Raw genomic sequence first — 15,973 nt, forward strand, 5'->3', positions numbered from 1 at the left:
TTCCTTAGTTCATCCAGTGTCCACCGGTGACGTTGATCGCCTGTCCGGTCATGTAGGCGGCGCGGTCCGAAGCCAGGAAGGCGACGAGTTCGGCAATTTCACCGGGGGTTCCGGCGCGGCGCAGCGGGATCGCCTGAACCCGTGTGGCGACATCCGGCAGACCCTGCGCGCGGTTCATTTCCTCGGCTTCCGCGCGCATTTCGGTATCGACGATGATGCCCGGGCACACCGCGTTGATGCGGATGCCCGAACTGCCAAATTCGCCCGCAAGGCTTTGCGTGAGGTTGATGATCGCGGCCTTGGTGGCGCCATAGGCCGCGTGGTTGGGCACGCCTTTCTTGCCGGTCCACGACGAGACGTTGACGATGGCGCCGCTGCGGCGCGCCACCATGGCGGGCAGCACCGCCTGCGAGCAATGAAACACCCCGTCGAGATTGATCGCGAACATGCGCCGCCACTCCTCCTCGCTCACATCGAGGAACGCAGCCGTGCGCAGGATCCCGGCGTTGTTCACAAGGACATCGACCGGACCCAGTTCGCTCACGATTGCCTCAAGCCCGTCAATCACGTCGGCGCGGTTTGAGACGTCACCGGCGGCGACCACGGCCCGCTGCCCAAGTGCGGTGATCACCTCGGCCGTGGCGGCGGCACTTGCGGCATTCGTATCGAACAGGCCGACATTCGCGCCGTTCATCGCCAACCGCAGCGCAATGGCCCGGCCAATGCCCGCACCCGCCCCGGTCACCAGCGCCACCTTGTCTTTCAGATCATCCATGCCCATCACCTTACCAGTTGGTATTGATTTAATCCAACGGGTTTTCTATGTTTCAACATATGTGTTGATTCGACCTTGTGTCGAGCGCAAAATGCGGCCCAAGCAGCGCCGGAAGAATTGATGAAAGGGATCTCACTGATGTCCGAGCCTGCCAGCGCCGCGATCAAGGCAGACTACGATGCCGTCGTGGTGGGCGCGGGCTTTGCCGGGCTCTACATGATCCACAAGCTGCGCAGCCTCGGCCTTTCGGTCCTTGCCTTCGAAGCGGGCAGCGGGGTCGGCGGCACATGGTTCTGGAACCGCTATCCCGGCGCGCGCTGCGACGTTTACAGCCTCGAATATTCGTACTCGTTCGACGAGGCGCTGCAGCGCGAATGGGTCTGGACCGAGCGCTATCCCGCGCAGGCCGAGATCCTGCGTTATATCGAGCACGTGGCCGACCGGTTCGACCTGCGCCGTGACATCCGGTTCAACACCCGTGTTGCCTCGGCGCACTACAACGAGCCTGCAAACCTCTGGCGCGTCGAGACGGAAGCCGGCGAGGCCGTCACCGCGCGCTTCTGCATCATGGCCTCAGGCGCGCTCTCCGCCCCGCGCAAGCCCGACTTTGCGGGCCTCGATGACTTTGCCGGCACCTGGTATCACACCGGTCACTGGCCGCACGAGCCGGTCGATTTCACCGGCCAGACCGTTGCCGTGATCGGTACGGGGTCCTCGGGCATCCAGGTCACGCCGATGGTCGCGCAGCAGGCCAAGCGCCTGTTCGTATTCCAGCGCACGCCCAATTTCAGCATTCCGGCCTGGAACCACCCGCTGCCTGATCACGTGCAGGATGCCTGGAAGCGCGATGCAGCGCAGCTGCGGGCCAAGGCCAAGGCGACCAAATCAGGCGCGCTCTACGAATATGGCCAGCGCGGCGCGTTTGAGGTGAGCGAGGAGGAACGCCAGCGCGAGTTCGATGCGCGCTGGGCGCGCGGCGGTGCCAATTTCACTCATGCCTTCAACGACCTGTTCAAGGACCGGGCCGCCAACGATCTCGCGGCGGACTATGTGCGCGGCAAAATCCGGGAGATCGTGAAAGACCCGGCCATCGCAGCGAAGCTCACCCCCACCGACCATGCCATCGGCACCAAGCGCATCTGCGTCGACACCGACTATTACGCCACGTTCAACCGCGAAAACGTGACGCTGGTCGATGCGCGCGAAACCCCGATCACCCGCATCACTCAGGCGGGGATCGAAACCTCCGGCGGCCACTACGCGGTGGACAGCATCGTGTTTGCAACCGGCTATGATGCGGTGACCGGCGCGCTCACCCGCATCGACATTCGCGGGCGCGGCGGCGTCTCGCTGGCCGAGAAGTGGCAGGACGGGCCCAAGACCTATCTTGGCCTGATGGTCGCGGGTTTTCCCAACCTGTTCACGATCACCGGCCCCGGCAGCCCCTCGATCCTGACCAATGTGGTCATGGCGATCGAGCAGCATGTCGAATGGGTCGGCGATTGCCTGACCTACATGGCCCGCAACGCCGCCACGACCATCGAGGCCGAGCCCAAGGCCGAAGAAGACTGGGTGAACCACGTGCGCGAGGTGGCCGAGGCGACGCTGCATGTGCAGGCCAACAGCTGGTATATGGGCGCCAACATCCCCGGCAAGCCGCGCGTGATGCTGCCCTATGTCGGCGGGCTGGGCGTCTACACCGGCATCTGCAACGACATTGCAGCCGATGGCTATCGCGGCTTTGCCATGGCGCGCGCGGGCTGACATGCAACCGCCGCTCAGCCGTACTTTCCCGGAGCTCCTGCGCGAACTGGCGGCCACAGCGCCGCAGCGGTGCGCGGTCATCGATGGCGACGTGACGGTCACTTATGCCGCGCTGGCGCAGCGCGCGCTTGCGGTGACGAACGCACTCAAGGCCGCAGGCGTTCAGCGCGGCGACCGAGTCGGTGTGCTCCTGTCGAACCGGATCGAATGGCTGGAAATCTTTTTCGGCGCGAGCGCGGCGGGCGCAGTCGCCGTGCCGATCAGCACGTGGTCCAAGCCGGCCGAACTGGAGTTCATTCTGAACGACGGCGGTGTCTCGGTGCTGTTCGCGATGCCATCGTCCGGCAAGGAAGATTTCTTCGCGGCGCTCCACACGCTGGTGCCGGAGGCTTTCGAGCAGGAGGAATGGGTCAGCGCGCGCCTGCCCGCGCTGCGCCTGCTTGTTGCCATGGCCCCCACCGCGCCCGGCGCGGGATGGCGCACCTTTGGTGGGTTCTGCACCGCCAAGTCCGCTCTGCCGCCCGGCGATGGGCCGGATCCGGCGGACGACGCGCTCATCCTCTACACCTCGGGCTCGACCAGCAAACCCAAGGCCGTCCGTCTCGCGCACGGCGCGCTGATCGAAAACGGTTTCAACATCGGCGAGCGCATGGGCCTCGGGCCGGACGACCGGGTGTTTGTCCCGGTCCCGCTGTTCTGGGCCTATGGCTCGGCCAATGCGCTCCCCGCCGCCATGAGCCACGGCGCGGCGATCATCCTGCAGGACCGGTTCGAGCCGGGCGGCGCGCTGGCGCTGATCGAGCAGCACCAGTGCACGGCGATCTACACTTTGCCGACCATGACCACCGCCCTGGTCGCGCACCCGGACTTTGCCCCGGCCCGCACCGCAAGCCTCAGGACCGGGCTCACCATCGGCAGCCCGCAAGATGTGATCGCGGCGGCCGCGGCGCTGGGCGCGGCGCATATCTGCAACGTCTACGGATCGAGCGAGACCTGCGGCAACTGCTGCGTCACGCCGTGGGATTGGCCGCTGGAGCGCCGCGCTGCCTGCCAGGGCCCGCCGCTGCCCGGTGTCAGCCTGCGCTTCATCGACGCCGACACCGGCGTTGAGGCCGCGCCCGGCCAGCCCGGGCTGATCGAGGTGACCGGCTATCTGATGGCGGGCTATGGCGGCCAGAGCGCCAGCCACAACGCGGCGGCCTTCACGGACGACGGGTGGTACCGCACCGGCGATCTTGGCCAGCTGAGCGAGACCGGAGACCTCGTCTTCCTTGGCCGCGCGACCGAGATGATCAAGCGCGCCGGGATCAATGTCTCCCCCGCCGAAGTCGAGGACGTGCTGCTGCAGCATCCGGCTGTTGCGCAAGTCTCCGTGGTCGGCGCGCCCGACGCCGCGCGCGGCGAGATCATCGTGGCATTCGTGGTTTCAGCCCAGCCCGTAACCGAAGCGGAAATCATCGCGCACGCCCGCGCGCTTGCCTCCACCTACAAGGTGCCCGACCGGATCGTGTTCCGCCGCGATCTTCCCGCCACCTCTACCGGAAAGCTGCAGCGCCAGCCGCTCAAGGCAGAAGCTGCCGCATTGACCATGAAGGACACAGCCCATGTCGCGTGATGCCTGGGGCCGCTGGGGCGAGGCCGACGAAGTCGGCGCGCTCAATCTCGTCGGCACGCGGCAAGTGCTGGCGGCCACCGGCCTTGTCCGGCAGGGCCGGGTCGTCAGCCTTGCGCAGCCGCTGTCGAAGAAGACCCCGGTCCCGAGCAACCGCACCGGTCTCCTCCATTTCATGGACCGCGACGGCGGGGATTATGCGGCAGGCGCACGCGTTGCCAACGGCTTCCAGTTTGCCGACGACAGCGTGGTCATGCCGCTCCACATCGGCACGCACATCGATGCGCTCTGCCACGTGTGGACCGAGGACCAGCTCTACAATGGCCACCCCGGCTCGGGCACCATCAGCACGCACGGCGCGAAGAAATGCGGCGTCGAAAAGCTGCCGCCCATCGTCACGCGCGGGCTGCTGCTGGATGTGGCGGCGCTGCACGATGCGCCGCTGCCGTTCGGCTATTCGATCGGCGTGGATGAACTGAAGGCCGCGGCCAGCCGCGCCGGGGTGGAGCCCGCGAGCGGCGATGCCGTGCTGGTCCGCACCGGTTGGCTGGAAAATCAGGCAGGCAAGCCTGCACATACTGTCGATTTCAACGAGGAACCGGGCATCGACGTCGCGGCCGCGCTGTGGCTGGCCGAGGCCGGCGTCGCGCTCGTCGGCGCGGACAACTATGCGATCGAGGCAATGCCGTTTCCCGCAGGCACGACCTTCCCCGTCCACCAGCGCCTCATCCGCGATTATGGCATCCCGCTGCTTGAGGGGCTGGTGCTGCAGGACTTCGCCGCGCTTGGCGTGCCCGAGTTCCTGTTCGTGGCCGCGCCGCTGCCGATCGTCGGCGGCACCGGCAGCCCGATCACCCCGCTGGCGATCTATTGAACCCATGGCATCGGACGCTCCTGAGACGGACACGACTGCAAGGCAGGTGGCCGATGGGCTGGCGCAGCTTGTGCGGCATGCCATCCCGTCGGCCCGCGATATCGCCTTCACCGGGCTCACCCGCTCCGCTGGCGGCCTCAGCCGCGAGAACTGGTCGTTCGACGCCAGCTGGACCGATGTCCAAGGACCCCACGCCCACCGCCTCATGCTGATGCGCGATGCCAGCGGCACGCTGCTCAAGACCGAGCGCCGCCGTGAATTCGATGTGCTGAAGGCGCTTGAAGGCAGCGCTGTGGCAGCACCGGCAGTGTTCTGGATGGATCCCGATGGGCAGTTCCTTGGCGCGCCCTCGCTGGTGATGGAGCGCGTTGCAGGCAGCTGCGACTACATGGTGCTGAATGGCGCGCGGCCGCTGGAAGAGCGGCTGGAGCTTGCCCACGCCTTCCTGCAGTTGCTTGTCGATATTCAGGCCGCCGATTGGCAGGCGCGCGGCCTTGGGCCAAGCCTGGGCGTGCCGGAAGGCTCGCCAGCCGAGATCGCGCTCGATGAATGGGAGGCGGAGTATCGCCGTGTGCAGATCGAACCCCATCCGGAGCTGGACTACGTGCTAGCGTGGATGCGCCGCACGGCCCCGCTGGCCCAAGCCATTGTCCTCGTCCACGGCGATTTCAAGCCGGGCAACGCGCTGATCGAAGGGACGCGGATCACCGCCAAGCTCGATTGGGAAACCGCGCATCTGGGCGATCCGCTCGAAGACCTCGGCTGGATCACCAATCCCGTGCGGCGGCGCGAGCACCAGATCCCCGGCCACTGGGAACGGGCGCAGATCGTCGAGGCCTATACCCGCCTGACCGGCCGCGCAGTGGATGACGCGGCGCTCACCTGGTGGAACGTGTTCTCGTGCTGGAAGCTTTCGGTCATCCAGCTGACGGCGGTGAACGAGTTCGTCTCGGGCCGCTACAACCGCGTGTTCCAGACCCCTTCGTGGCTGTTTCGCCCCATGCTGCAGATGATGGAGCGCGCGGCATGAGGCCATCGGTCGAAGAGCAGCTGCTCGGCACGTGCCGCATTCTCGAAACCGTCGTCGCGCCCGCCGTGGCCGAGCCTTTCGCGCGCACCATTCTGGACAACCTGATCGCGAACCTGCGCATGGTGACCGAGGCCCTGCCCGCCGTGCCGGGCTTCCTGCGCTGGGACAACGCGGCGACGCAGGACCTGCTGCACAAACTGCGCGGCGCGGTGCCGCCGGAGCTGGCCGGGCGCATCGACGCCGCTGTGAGCGCCCGCGATCCGGACGGCGATGACAGCGCCGCCCAGACCGTGCGCAACGGGGTGCTGCGCGCCCTGTTCGCGGAGGCCGCCTGCACGGCGGACCTCGCCGCCGAACTGCACAGAGCCATTCAGGACCACATGATCGCCCGCGCCTCGCGCGTGCCCATGCGCTATGTGCCGACCGCCCCTTCGCCTGCCCCCACGCCCACCTTGAGACCGTAAACCCATGCTCACCGCGCTCGACGATACGCTCTGGCACCAGTTGCCGACCACATTCGATCACGTCTGGACCAGCGACCCCCGGTTCTTCGACCGCTACTGGTTCGCGATCTATTCGGGTGACGGACGGGTCGCGATCCAGATCACGATGGGCGCCTATCGCAACATGAACGTGCTCGATGCCGGGGCGGTGATGATAGTCGATGGCAAGCAGTACAACCTGCGTGTGTCGCGCTCGCTCAATGGCAGCGTCGAGACCGTCTGCGGTCCGATCCGCATCACGCCCATCGAGGCCCTGCAGACGCTCGACATCGTGATCGAGCCCAGCGAGGGCGTGCTCCACGGCCGCATCCGCTGGGACGGCGTGGAGCCCGCGCACGAGGAGCATCCCCACTACACCCGCCTGCAGAGCCGCACGGTCGAGGACTACCGCCGCTTCGACCAGATCGGCGTGGCCAGCGGCTATCTGGAGGTTGACGGCCAGCGCATCGAGATCGACAAGTGGTGGTCCTGTCGTGACCATTCGTGGGGCGTGCGGCGCGGCATGGGTGTGCCGGAACCGGTCACCGGCCCCAAGCTGCCGCTCTCCGAGAAGGGCCACGTCATGGCCTTCCTGTTCTTCTCGACCACAGCGATGAGCGGCAGCCTGCTGTTCTCCGGTCGCGGTGACGATACGCCCTACACCACCGGCGTGCTCACCTTGCGCGAGACCGAGACGGCGCACGATGTGACTCATATCGCGCTTGAGGTTGATCTGCACGAAGGCACGCGCCGCTTCCGCCGCGCGGCTGTCGTGGCCCAGTTGGAAGGTGCCGGGGAACTGCGGCTGGAACTCGATGCGCAAGGCGCCTCCATCGCGATGCAGGGCATTGGCTACAGCGGCGGCTTCAACGACGGGCGCGGGCTTGGCGCGTGGCGCGGCGAAACCTGGCTCGAAACCGATGTGTGGGACGTCTCGCACCCGGCCAAGGTGATCCTGCCGGACGGCACCGAGAAGGTCCACTGGCACCGCATCCAGCCCGTCTCCATCGCGGCCAGCCTGAACGGGGAAACCAGCGAGGGCACCGGCAGCATGACGCTGACCATCGCAGGCCAGTTGCCCGCGCATCTGCAAGTCCAGTCCGCTTCCAGCTAGACCGCAGGAGAGCCGCTTGTCCGCATCCTTGCTTGCCGAAGTCCTGCGCCCCGGCGACCGCGTGGTCGTGGGTCAGGCGACAAGCGAGCCGATCGGGCTGATCGAGGACATGTTTGCCGCAGCGGCACACATCGCTGACGTGTCGGTCTTCTGCGGTTTCTCGCTGAACCCGGCATGGACGGGCACCGTGCCTGACGCGCTGCGGATCACGACCTATTGCGGGCTGGGCACGATGGGTGCGCTGACCCGGCATGGGCGCGCGAAGATCATCCCCTTTGCGATGTCGCAGCTGAGCGCCGCGCTGGCCGCGCGCACCTTGCCGGTGGATGTGGTACTGCTGCAGGTCTCCCCCGCCGACGCCGATGGCTATCACAGCCTCGGCTTTGCCGCAGACTATGTGTGGGAAGCAGTACATCTGGCACGGGTCGTGGTGGTCGAGGTCAATGCGCGCGTTCCCATCACCCGCAATTCCTGCCGCGTCCATCGCAGCCAGATCGTGATCGCGCGGGAAAGCGATTGTCCGCTGCCGCAAGTGCAGCCCGAGCCTGCGGGCGAAGTGCAGACCCGCATCGCGCGCGAAGTGGCCAAACTCGTGCCCGATGGCGCAACCGTGCAGATCGGCATCGGCAAGCTTTCCGATGCGATTACCCATGCGCTGCGCGACCGGCGCGGGCTCAAGCTCCGCTCGGGCATGGTGGGGGACTGGTTCCCGGCATTGGTCGATGCCGGAGCCATCGACACCAGTGCGCCGGATGCCTGCCTCGCCTCGCTCGCCGTGGGCAGCGGCGCGCTTTACGATTGGCTGGGCCGCAGCGATCTGCTTGGTTTCGCGCTGCCCGAACGCCTGGTTGTGCCGATCCCCGGTTCCCCGTTCATGGCGATCAATTCCGGCATCGAGGTAGACCTGCGCGGACAGGTCAACGCCGAGTTTCTTGGCGACCGCTATGTCGGGGCGTCCAGCGGCCAGCCGGACTATTTCCGCGCCGCGCGCCGTTCGGCCGGCGGCCTCGCGATCCTCGCCTTGCCTTCAGCCAATGAGCGCGGCGACGTGAGCCGCATCGTTCCCCGCATCGCCAGCGGCTATGTCACCTCCTTGCAGAGCGATGTGGATGTGATCGTCACCGAACATGGCATCGCCGATATCCGCGCCACTGATTTCGAAGAGCGCAGCCGCCGTATCTTGAAGATTGCCGAACCGCGCCTGCGCAGCGGGCTGCTCCCGCCTACTTTGTAAGAGAAAGATCAGCGCTGACCGGCTGGCACAACCACGCCGGCCATCGCGAGGATCAGGCTTGCAACCTCATCGGCCAGCGCTTCCAGTGAAAGGCGGCCATGCGGGCGGTACCAGACATAGGCCCAGCTCACGAGCCCGCCGATCGACAGCGCCGCGACATCGGGGTCGTTCAGATGGAACTCGCCCGCATCGACCCCGGCTTGCAGCAGCGCCACCAATTTGCGGTCAAAATCCCGCCGAAGCACACTGAGCCGCTCGAAATCGGCGGGCTCCAGGCTCTTTTCCTCGCGCGTGAGGATCGCGATATAGCGCTGGTTGCTGAGCACGGCGGTGAGGAAGCCGCGCGAGAGCATCCTGAGCTTTTCGGTCGGCGACACGTTCGCCGCCAGCGCGGCCTCCATCGCGACGAGCGAGGCGCTGACCCCGCGTGTGCAGATATCGGCGAGCAGTTCGGCCTTCGATTTGAAATGGTTGTAGATGAACGGCTTGGTGACGCCCATGGACTCCGCGACAGCCTCGAGCGTCGTTTTCTCGTAGCCACGGTCGTAAAACAGCTGCGCCGCCGCCTCGACCGTGCGTTCGCGCTTCAGCGCTGTCACTTCATCCCGGATCGTCGCGAATTCAGCCATCTCAAACCGGTCGCTTAACGCCATTGGCGGCATAGTCCAGAGCCAGCCGCTTGCGATAGCGGCGCGGATCGAGTTCCAGCCCATAGCGCGGGCTATCGGGAAACTGGGTCTGCGCCCAGGCGCGTTCGGTCTCGATCGCCGCGAGCATGTCCTGCTCGCTCGGCCGCCGGATCGCGCCGGATGCCATGGCGGCGATATAGGCGGCCTGATCGTCCATCATGCGGATATTGCTGCCCCCGGTCACATCGAAGTAGCCGATGAAGAACAGCCCCGGCACGCTAGGATGCGCCACGCGGTTGTAGAGCGCGACATGGGTCGTCGCTTCCTCGACCGGCGAGATGGCTTCCGGCAGAAACGGAATGGCGGTGGTGTACCCCGTTGCAGCGATGATCGCATCGAACTGGTCCTCGCTGCCATCGCTGAACCGCACGGTCTTGCCGCTGACCGCCGTGATCCCCGGTTTCACCGTGATCCTGCCCCAGGCAATCTGCGAAATCAGCGTGGGATGGCTGATCGGGTGCGTCCGCGTCTTCGGCGTGCGGAAGCCCCACTGTTCCATGCGGCCATGGAACATCCGCGTCAGCGTGGTGCGGATCCAGACGCGCACCTTCCACGGCAGGAACGGCCGCTCCAGCTTCAGCAGCGTGCGCGAATTGGGTACTCCGAACATCATGCGCGGCATGATCAGCACCGGCGAGCGGGCGGAGAGGACCGTATGTGCGGTAACCGTGCAGATATCGGCCGCGATATCGACCCCGCTGTTGCCCGGCCCGATCACCAGCACGCGCTGGTCGGCATAGGGATCCGGCACGCGGTAGGCATGGGCGTGGGCGTAGTGCCCGGTAAAGCCATCAATCTGTGGCGGGTGGCGCGGCACGCTCTGGTGGCCGCTTGCGACCACGACCCCGTCGAAGGTCTCGGTGGTTCCGTCTTCCAGTTCGATGCGGAACGTGCCCTCCACCGGCGTGATCTGCTTCACGCGCGCCTTGAAGCGGATGCGGCGGGCCAGATCGAAATGATCGGCATAGCGCGCGAAATAGCGGCTCATTTCCGCATGATCGGGATAGAGCGGCGCACCATCGGGAAACGGAAAATCAGCCAGATTGCTGACCTTGGCTTCGGAATTGATGTGCAGCGACTTGTAGGCCGGGCTCATCCCGCTGTCGTTGTTGTAGACCCACAGCCCGCCGACCTGCGATCCTGCCTCGAACAGGGTCACCTCGATGCCCTGCGCGGTCAGATAGCGCGCCGCGCAGAGCCCGCCCGCGCCTGCGCCGACAATGGCGAAATGGCGGCTCATGCCTGCACCGCCAGCCAGGCACCGGCCGCCGCCATGGCTTCATCCGCGCGGTCCAGCGAACCGGCCATGCCCATGAAACCGTGGTTCATGTCGTCATAATGGACCAGCGTGGTATCCACCCCGGCGGCGGTCAGCCGCTCGGCAAAGGCTTTGCCCTCATCGCGCAGCAGATCGTATTCGGCGGTGATGACATAGGCGGGCGGCAGACCGGCGAGGTCCGGTGCGCGCAGCGGCGAGGCATGGGGATGCGCGCGGTCGGCCGGGTTGGTGATATAGAGGTCCCAGCCCCAGCGCATGGCATTGGCGGTCAGCCCGCAGTCCTCGCCGCGCTCGACATAGGAAACGGGCAGTGCGTCGGGATAGTCGGTCACCGGGTAGATCAGGAACTGCGCGGCAATCGCGGGGCCGCCCGCATCGCGCGCGCGCAGCGCGGTCACGATTGCCATCGTCGCCCCCGCGCTGTCGCCCGCCACGATAATACGCGCCGGATCGCCGCCAAAGCTGGCGGCGTGTTCGGCCACCCAACGCGTGGCCGCGAAGCTGTCGTCCGGTCCGGCAGGGAACGGGGCTTCGGGCGCGAGGCCGTAGTCGACCGAGACCACGACCGCACCTGATTGCAGGCAAAGGTGGCGGCACAGCACGTCGTGCGTATCGATGCTGCAGATCACGAAGGCGCTGCCGTGGAAGTAGGTGATCACCGCGTGGCCGTCTGCCAGATCGGGCCGATAGATGCGCACGCGGATTTCGCCGCGCGGGCCGGGGATCATGCGGTCTTCGACATGGGCCACATCCGGGCGCGGTGCCTTGGCGGTCAGCGCCTCGTAACTGGCGCGCAGCACGGCCGGCGCGACGCTCTCCATCGGCGGCATGCCGGCTGAGGCGTCGAGGATCGCCTGCAACTGGGGGTGTAAAGCCATGTCAGTCTCCACTCGTTATCCGAAAGCCGGCGTAGCCGCTGGCCGCAACTTCGTCGCAAATCGCCCGGTAGCGGCCGATGCCGCCAACAAAGGGCATGAAAACACGGGGTTTTCCGGGAATATTGGCCCCGAGATACCAGGAGTTCGCCTGCACGAAGAGCGTCTCAGCCGCTGCATCGTTGACCTGCTGGACCCACGCCGCTTCGGCCTCGGGTTCAGGCTCGATCCGCGTGGCACCGGCGCGGTCCAGATGCGCGATGCACGCCGCGATCCAATCGATGTGCTGTTCGATGCCGACGACCATATTGACCAGCACCGAGGGGCTGCCGGGGCCGGTCACGATGAACATGTTGGGGAAATCCGCCGTCATCAGGCCGAGATAATTGCGCGGACCATCGGCCCATCTGGCGCTCAGCGCCGCGCCACTGCGGCCGCGAATGTCGATCTGCGCCAAGGCACCGGTCAGCGCGTCATAGCCCGTGGCGCAGACGATCACATCGACCGGCAGCGCGGCGTCGGCAAGGTGGATGGCATACCCGCCGATCGCCGTGACGGGCCTCGCCTGCAGATCGATCAGCGTGACGTGGGGCCGGTTGAAGGTCTCGTAGTAGTCCGAGCCGACGCAGATGCGCTTGGCCCCCAGCGGATAGCCGCGCGGGCACAGCATTTCCGCTGTCTCCGGATCAGCAACCAGTTCGCGGATGCGGGCATGGACAAAGTCTGCGGCGGTCTGGTTGGCTGCCGGATCGGTCATGATATCGCTGAAGGCATGGACGAAGTTGACCCCGCCCAGCTCCCACCGGCTGCGATATTCCGCCTCGCGCGCCTCGGCACTGACGGACAGCGCCGGGGTCTGGCTGAAATCATAGAGCGTGCCGACCTGCCGCGCCTTCGCCCGGTATTCGCCGTAGGCTGCCTTCCATGCGCCCTGTTTCTCATCGCTCAGCGGCTGGTTGCGCGCTGGCACCACGAAGTTGGGCGTGCGCTGGAGGACGACCAGCCGCTCTGCCGAGCGGGCGATCTGCGGAATGGCCTGCACGCCCGACGATCCCGTGCCGATGACTGCGACGGACTTGCCGGCAAAGTCCACGCCGTCACGCGGCCATGCCCCGGTGTGCAGGACCTGCCCTGCGAACGTCTCGATCCCCGGAATATCCGGGAGGCGCGAGGCTGAGAGCGATCCGCTTGCCATGACGCAGAAGCGCGCGGTGACCGTATCGCCGCGATCCGTATGCACATGCCAGCGGTCCGCCGCCGGATCGAAATGCGCCGAGGTGACCCGCGTTCCGAACGCAATCAGCGGTCGCAAGGTGAACCGGTCGGCCACATGGTCGAGGTAGGCAAGGATCTCGCCCTGCTGCGCATAGCGCTCCGACCAGACCCATTCCTGCTGGAGCGGATCATCGAACGAATAGCTGTATTGCAGGCTTTCAACATCGCAGCGCGCGCCGGGATAGCGGTTCCAGTGCCACACCCCACCAACATCGTCAGCGGCCTCGAATGCGTGGACGGCAAACCCCAGCCCGCGCAGCTTGTGCAGCGCATAGAGCCCGGCGAACCCGGCGCCGACCACAACCACATCCAGTTCGCGCGTCATGCATCCGGTTCCCGGCGCAGCGGCGCACGCAGGGCGGTGCGCTGGCCGTTGAAGGTGGCGGGGAACAAGGTCTGCAGTGCGCCATCGCGGCGCTGGACGAGGCCGCGTGCACGCACCTGCTCTGATGAAAGTGCTTCGCCGAGATCGAGAACGGGCGAAAGGCAGCAATCCGCACTGGCGAACTGTGCCTCGATCTCGCTCAGGGTGCGGCCGGCAAAGAACGCGGTGACGTCTGCAATCAGGTTCGTCTGGGGCAGCGGATCACCCTGCCGCGCTGTCCAGTCCGGCCGATCTGCCGCCGCGCAGAAGTTGCGCCAGAAGCGGGGCTCGACCGGCCCCAGCATCACATGGCGCCCATCAGCTGTCGGGTAGATGTTGTAGTAGGCCGCCGCTCCGTTGAGGTAGGTCGATCCCCGCTTTGGCACGGTGCAGTTGGCACCCCATTCGGCCACTTGCATCGCCTGCAGCGGCATCAGCGTATCGGCAAGGCCAAGCTCGATATGCGCCCCCTCACCCGTCCGCTGCCGCGCGTTGAGCGCACCGAGGATGGCAATCGCCGCATAGAGCGCGCCCGCGGTGTCCGCTATCGGCGGGTCGAAGAACACCGGCGCGTCGCGGCCATTGCGGTCCAGAATGCCGCTTTGCGCCAGATAGTTGCCATCATGGCCCGCCGCTTCGGCCAGCGGTCCCTCGGTGCCGTACCCGCTGATCGAGCAATAGATCAGCCCCGGATGGCGCGCCGCCAGCACGGCGTAATCAAACCCGAGCCGCGCCATGACACCGGGGCGGAAGCCCTCGATCAGCACATCGGCATCGGCCAGCAGGCCCTCCAGCGCACTGCGCCCGGATGCGGACTTGAGATCAAGCTGACGCAGCGATTTGCCTGCGTTGAGGCTGGCATAGAACACCGGCTCGCCAGCGGCATCACGCGGCCCCAGATCGCGCATCCCGTCGCCCGCTGGCGGCTCGATCTTCACCACTTCGGCACCCATGTCCGCCAGAATCTGGCTCGCGATCGGCCCTGAAATGTAGTGCGAAAGATCGAGGACTTTCACACCCGCCAGGAAGGAACCGACATCGCCCAAAGCGCTCACCCCAGCGGGACAAGCCCCCGCAGCTCTCTCAAGATTCTCATTGGATAGAAACCATACTGGTGGGTATTATGCAAGCATGAACGCCATCAATTCGACCAGCCGCCGTCGATTATGTGGCACTGCCCGGTGGTGAAACGGGCCGCATCGCTCGCCAGATAGAGCGCAAGGCTGGCGATCTCGTCAGCCTGGCCGAACCGGCCGAGCGGCTGGCGCGCGGCAAAGGCCGCGCGGGTCGCTGCATAGTTACCGATTGCCTGCATCCGCGCTTCGAGCGCTGGTGTCTCGATCGTGCCGGGGCAGATCGCGTTGGCGCGGATGCCTTGTGCGGCGTGGTCTGCCGCCAGCGCCTTGGTCATGCCGATGATCGCCGCCTTGGTTGCGGCATAGGCAAACCGGTCCGGCACCCCGCGCACCGAACTGGCGACCGAGGACATCGTGATGATCGCCCCGCCTCCCTGCGCGATCATTGCCGGGAGCAGCGCGCGGATCATGCGGAACATGGCAGTGACATTGAGGTCGAACGCGTGTTCCCAATCCGCATCGCTGCAATCGAGCACTGTGCCATACGGCACAGTCCCCGCGCAGAGGAACGTGATGTCCACCGCGCCCGCCGCCCGCGCGAAGGTTCCGATCGCTGTGCCATCCGTCAGATCAAAGGCAAATGGTTCGCACCCGCAGGCCGCTTCAAGCGATGCGAGGGCAGCCGCATTGATATCGACCGCCAGCACACGCGCTCCCTCGCGCGAAAAGCGTTCGGCACTGGCCCGGCCGATCCCCTGCCCGGCGCCGGTGACGACCGCCGTCTTGCCGTGCAGGACGCCGGTAGCCGTCAATAGGGCGATTCCAGCCCAGCCAGCACCATCTCTGCGTAGATCTTGCCGATTTCCTCGGCGCTGACATCGCTTTCCGCGGGTCGGAACCAGCGGTGCGTCCACCCGACGATGCCAAGCACGCCATAGGCCACAACCTTGGGCGAACCGACATTGCGGAACGACTTGTCGGCATAACCCTGCTCGATGATCGCGATCACCGCATCGGACATCTGCCGGTTGAGATCGCGCATGTAGAGCGACCATTCGGAGCGCTTGTCGCTGACATTGCTGAGGTTTTCGCGGATGTAGATATACATCAGCGGATAGTGCTCGCCGTAGGACGACATGAGCGCGATGATCAGGTCGCTGAGCTTGCGCCGCGGGCGCATGTCGCTTGCCTGGATTTTCAGCGCCAGTGCCACGTTGCGCTCGACCACGGTGCGGACGATCTCGTCGAACAGCTCCTCCTTCGACGAAATGTAGTAATAGAGCGAAGCGCGGTCGATATTGAGTTCGGCTGCGACGGCAGTCATGCTCGCCCGCTGGAAGCCCATCCGGTTGAACACCCGGATCGCCGCCTCGCTGATTTCCTTGCGGCGTTGCTGATGCGAGACGCTGGAATCCTCGCGCGCCGCCGTGCGCCGCTTGCCAATACCACTTTCGGAGTGTGCCATCATCGGCTTGCCATCTTTCATCATGCACCGCCGACTACGCGATCACTCGCGGAAGTTCCAGTTGC

General features: G+C 66.0%; 15 protein-coding genes. 7 read left to right on the top strand and 8 right to left on the bottom strand.

The window, feature by feature from the left end; genetic code table 11:
• Positions 1 to 4: 4 nt before the first annotated feature.
• Complete coding sequence (locus IP83_RS06155; RefSeq protein WP_054121362.1) at positions 5 to 775, bottom strand: SDR family NAD(P)-dependent oxidoreductase; 771 nt, start codon at positions 773 to 775, stop codon at positions 5 to 7.
• A 138-nt stretch (positions 776 to 913) separates the two neighbouring features.
• On the opposite strand from IP83_RS06155, the gene IP83_RS06160 reads away from it, so the two are divergent.
• The 7 genes from IP83_RS06160 to IP83_RS06190 are packed head-to-tail and all read left to right on the top strand — an operon-like array spanning position 914 to position 8,885.
• Positions 914 to 2,539, top strand: coding sequence for an NAD(P)/FAD-dependent oxidoreductase (locus tag IP83_RS06160; RefSeq protein WP_054121332.1), 1,626 nt, complete (start codon positions 914 to 916; stop codon positions 2,537 to 2,539).
• Position 2,540: 1 nt separating this feature from the next.
• Complete coding sequence (locus IP83_RS06165) at positions 2,541 to 4,154, top strand: class I adenylate-forming enzyme family protein (RefSeq protein WP_054121333.1); 1,614 nt, start codon at positions 2,541 to 2,543, stop codon at positions 4,152 to 4,154.
• Positions 4,144 to 5,025: a cyclase family protein gene (locus tag IP83_RS06170; RefSeq protein WP_054121334.1), complete on the top strand. Its 882-nt coding sequence runs from the start codon at positions 4,144 to 4,146 to the stop codon at positions 5,023 to 5,025. Before IP83_RS06165 ends, IP83_RS06170 begins: the two co-directional genes overlap by 11 nt.
• 4 nt (positions 5,026 to 5,029) lie before the next feature.
• Positions 5,030 to 6,055, top strand: a complete 1,026-nt coding sequence (locus IP83_RS06175) for a phosphotransferase family protein (RefSeq protein WP_082364529.1) — start codon at positions 5,030 to 5,032, stop codon at positions 6,053 to 6,055.
• Complete coding sequence (locus IP83_RS06180; RefSeq protein ID WP_054121336.1) at positions 6,052 to 6,519, top strand: hypothetical protein; 468 nt, start codon at positions 6,052 to 6,054, stop codon at positions 6,517 to 6,519. Before IP83_RS06175 ends, IP83_RS06180 begins: the two co-directional genes overlap by 4 nt.
• Before the next feature lie 4 nt (positions 6,520 to 6,523).
• Entirely contained in the window at positions 6,524 to 7,651 is a 1,128-nt protein-coding gene (locus IP83_RS06185; protein ID WP_054121337.1) for a hypothetical protein, read from the top strand.
• 16 nt (positions 7,652 to 7,667) lie between these two features.
• Entirely contained in the window at positions 7,668 to 8,885 is a 1,218-nt protein-coding gene (locus IP83_RS06190) for an acetyl-CoA hydrolase/transferase C-terminal domain-containing protein (protein ID WP_156309603.1), read from the top strand.
• 8 nt (positions 8,886 to 8,893) lie between these two features.
• Here IP83_RS06190 and IP83_RS06195 read toward each other — a convergent pair whose 3' ends face one another.
• The 7 genes from IP83_RS06195 to IP83_RS06225 form a co-directional block, all read right to left on the bottom strand.
• Positions 8,894 to 9,514 carry a TetR/AcrR family transcriptional regulator gene (locus tag IP83_RS06195; RefSeq protein WP_054121339.1) on the bottom strand — a complete coding sequence of 207 codons (621 nt, stop codon included), beginning with the start codon at positions 9,512 to 9,514 and terminating at the stop codon, positions 8,894 to 8,896.
• A 1-nt stretch (position 9,515) separates the two neighbouring features.
• Positions 9,516 to 10,814: an NAD(P)/FAD-dependent oxidoreductase gene (locus tag IP83_RS06200; RefSeq protein ID WP_054121340.1), complete on the bottom strand. Its 1,299-nt coding sequence runs from the start codon at positions 10,812 to 10,814 to the stop codon at positions 9,516 to 9,518.
• Entirely contained in the window at positions 10,811 to 11,731 is a 921-nt protein-coding gene (locus IP83_RS06205) for an alpha/beta hydrolase (protein WP_054121341.1), read from the bottom strand. The genes IP83_RS06200 and IP83_RS06205 overlap by 4 nt, the downstream gene beginning before the upstream one ends.
• A 1-nt stretch (position 11,732) precedes the next feature.
• The gene (locus IP83_RS06210) at positions 11,733 to 13,328 is read right to left on the bottom strand and encodes an NAD(P)/FAD-dependent oxidoreductase (protein ID WP_054121342.1); all 1,596 of its coding nucleotides are present in this window, start codon (positions 13,326 to 13,328) and stop codon (positions 11,733 to 11,735) included.
• Complete coding sequence (locus IP83_RS06215; protein ID WP_082364531.1) at positions 13,325 to 14,422, bottom strand: CaiB/BaiF CoA-transferase family protein; 1,098 nt, start codon at positions 14,420 to 14,422, stop codon at positions 13,325 to 13,327. Before IP83_RS06215 ends, IP83_RS06210 begins: the two co-directional genes overlap by 4 nt.
• 86 nt (positions 14,423 to 14,508) lie before the next feature.
• Complete coding sequence (locus IP83_RS06220; RefSeq protein WP_054121344.1) at positions 14,509 to 15,255, bottom strand: SDR family oxidoreductase; 747 nt, start codon at positions 15,253 to 15,255, stop codon at positions 14,509 to 14,511.
• Positions 15,252 to 15,932, bottom strand: a complete 681-nt coding sequence (locus IP83_RS06225; RefSeq protein WP_156309605.1) for a TetR/AcrR family transcriptional regulator — start codon at positions 15,930 to 15,932, stop codon at positions 15,252 to 15,254. Before IP83_RS06225 ends, IP83_RS06220 begins: the two co-directional genes overlap by 4 nt.
• Between the last annotated feature and the right edge of the window lie 41 nt (positions 15,933 to 15,973).

It is taken from the genome of Novosphingobium sp. AAP93, from assembly GCF_001296055.1.
GTDB lineage: Bacteria > Pseudomonadota > Alphaproteobacteria > Sphingomonadales > Sphingomonadaceae > Novosphingobium.

Excerpts from the sequence above, each read along its gene's own strand:
- IP83_RS06205 (WP_054121341.1), bottom strand. The coding sequence starts at position 11,731 with ATGGCTTTACACCCCCAGTTGCAGGCGATCCTCGACGCCTCAGCCGGC.
- IP83_RS06185 (WP_054121337.1), top strand. The coding sequence starts at position 6,524 with ATGCTCACCGCGCTCGACGATACGCTCTGGCACCAGTTGCCGACCACA.
- IP83_RS06160 (WP_054121332.1), top strand. The coding sequence starts at position 914 with ATGTCCGAGCCTGCCAGCGCCGCGATCAAGGCAGACTACGATGCCGTC.
- IP83_RS06225 (WP_156309605.1), bottom strand. The coding sequence starts at position 15,932 with ATGATGAAAGATGGCAAGCCGATGATGGCACACTCCGAAAGTGGTATT.
- IP83_RS06210 (WP_054121342.1), bottom strand. The coding sequence starts at position 13,328 with ATGACGCGCGAACTGGATGTGGTTGTGGTCGGCGCCGGGTTCGCCGGG.
- IP83_RS06175 (WP_082364529.1), top strand. The coding sequence starts at position 5,030 with ATGGCATCGGACGCTCCTGAGACGGACACGACTGCAAGGCAGGTGGCC.
- IP83_RS06155 (WP_054121362.1), bottom strand. The coding sequence starts at position 775 with ATGGATGATCTGAAAGACAAGGTGGCGCTGGTGACCGGGGCGGGTGCG.
- IP83_RS06170 (WP_054121334.1), top strand. The coding sequence starts at position 4,144 with ATGTCGCGTGATGCCTGGGGCCGCTGGGGCGAGGCCGACGAAGTCGGC.
- IP83_RS06165 (WP_054121333.1), top strand. The coding sequence starts at position 2,541 with ATGCAACCGCCGCTCAGCCGTACTTTCCCGGAGCTCCTGCGCGAACTG.
- IP83_RS06200 (WP_054121340.1), bottom strand. The coding sequence starts at position 10,814 with ATGAGCCGCCATTTCGCCATTGTCGGCGCAGGCGCGGGCGGGCTCTGC.
- IP83_RS06195 (WP_054121339.1), bottom strand. The coding sequence starts at position 9,514 with ATGGCTGAATTCGCGACGATCCGGGATGAAGTGACAGCGCTGAAGCGC.
- IP83_RS06180 (WP_054121336.1), top strand. The coding sequence starts at position 6,052 with ATGAGGCCATCGGTCGAAGAGCAGCTGCTCGGCACGTGCCGCATTCTC.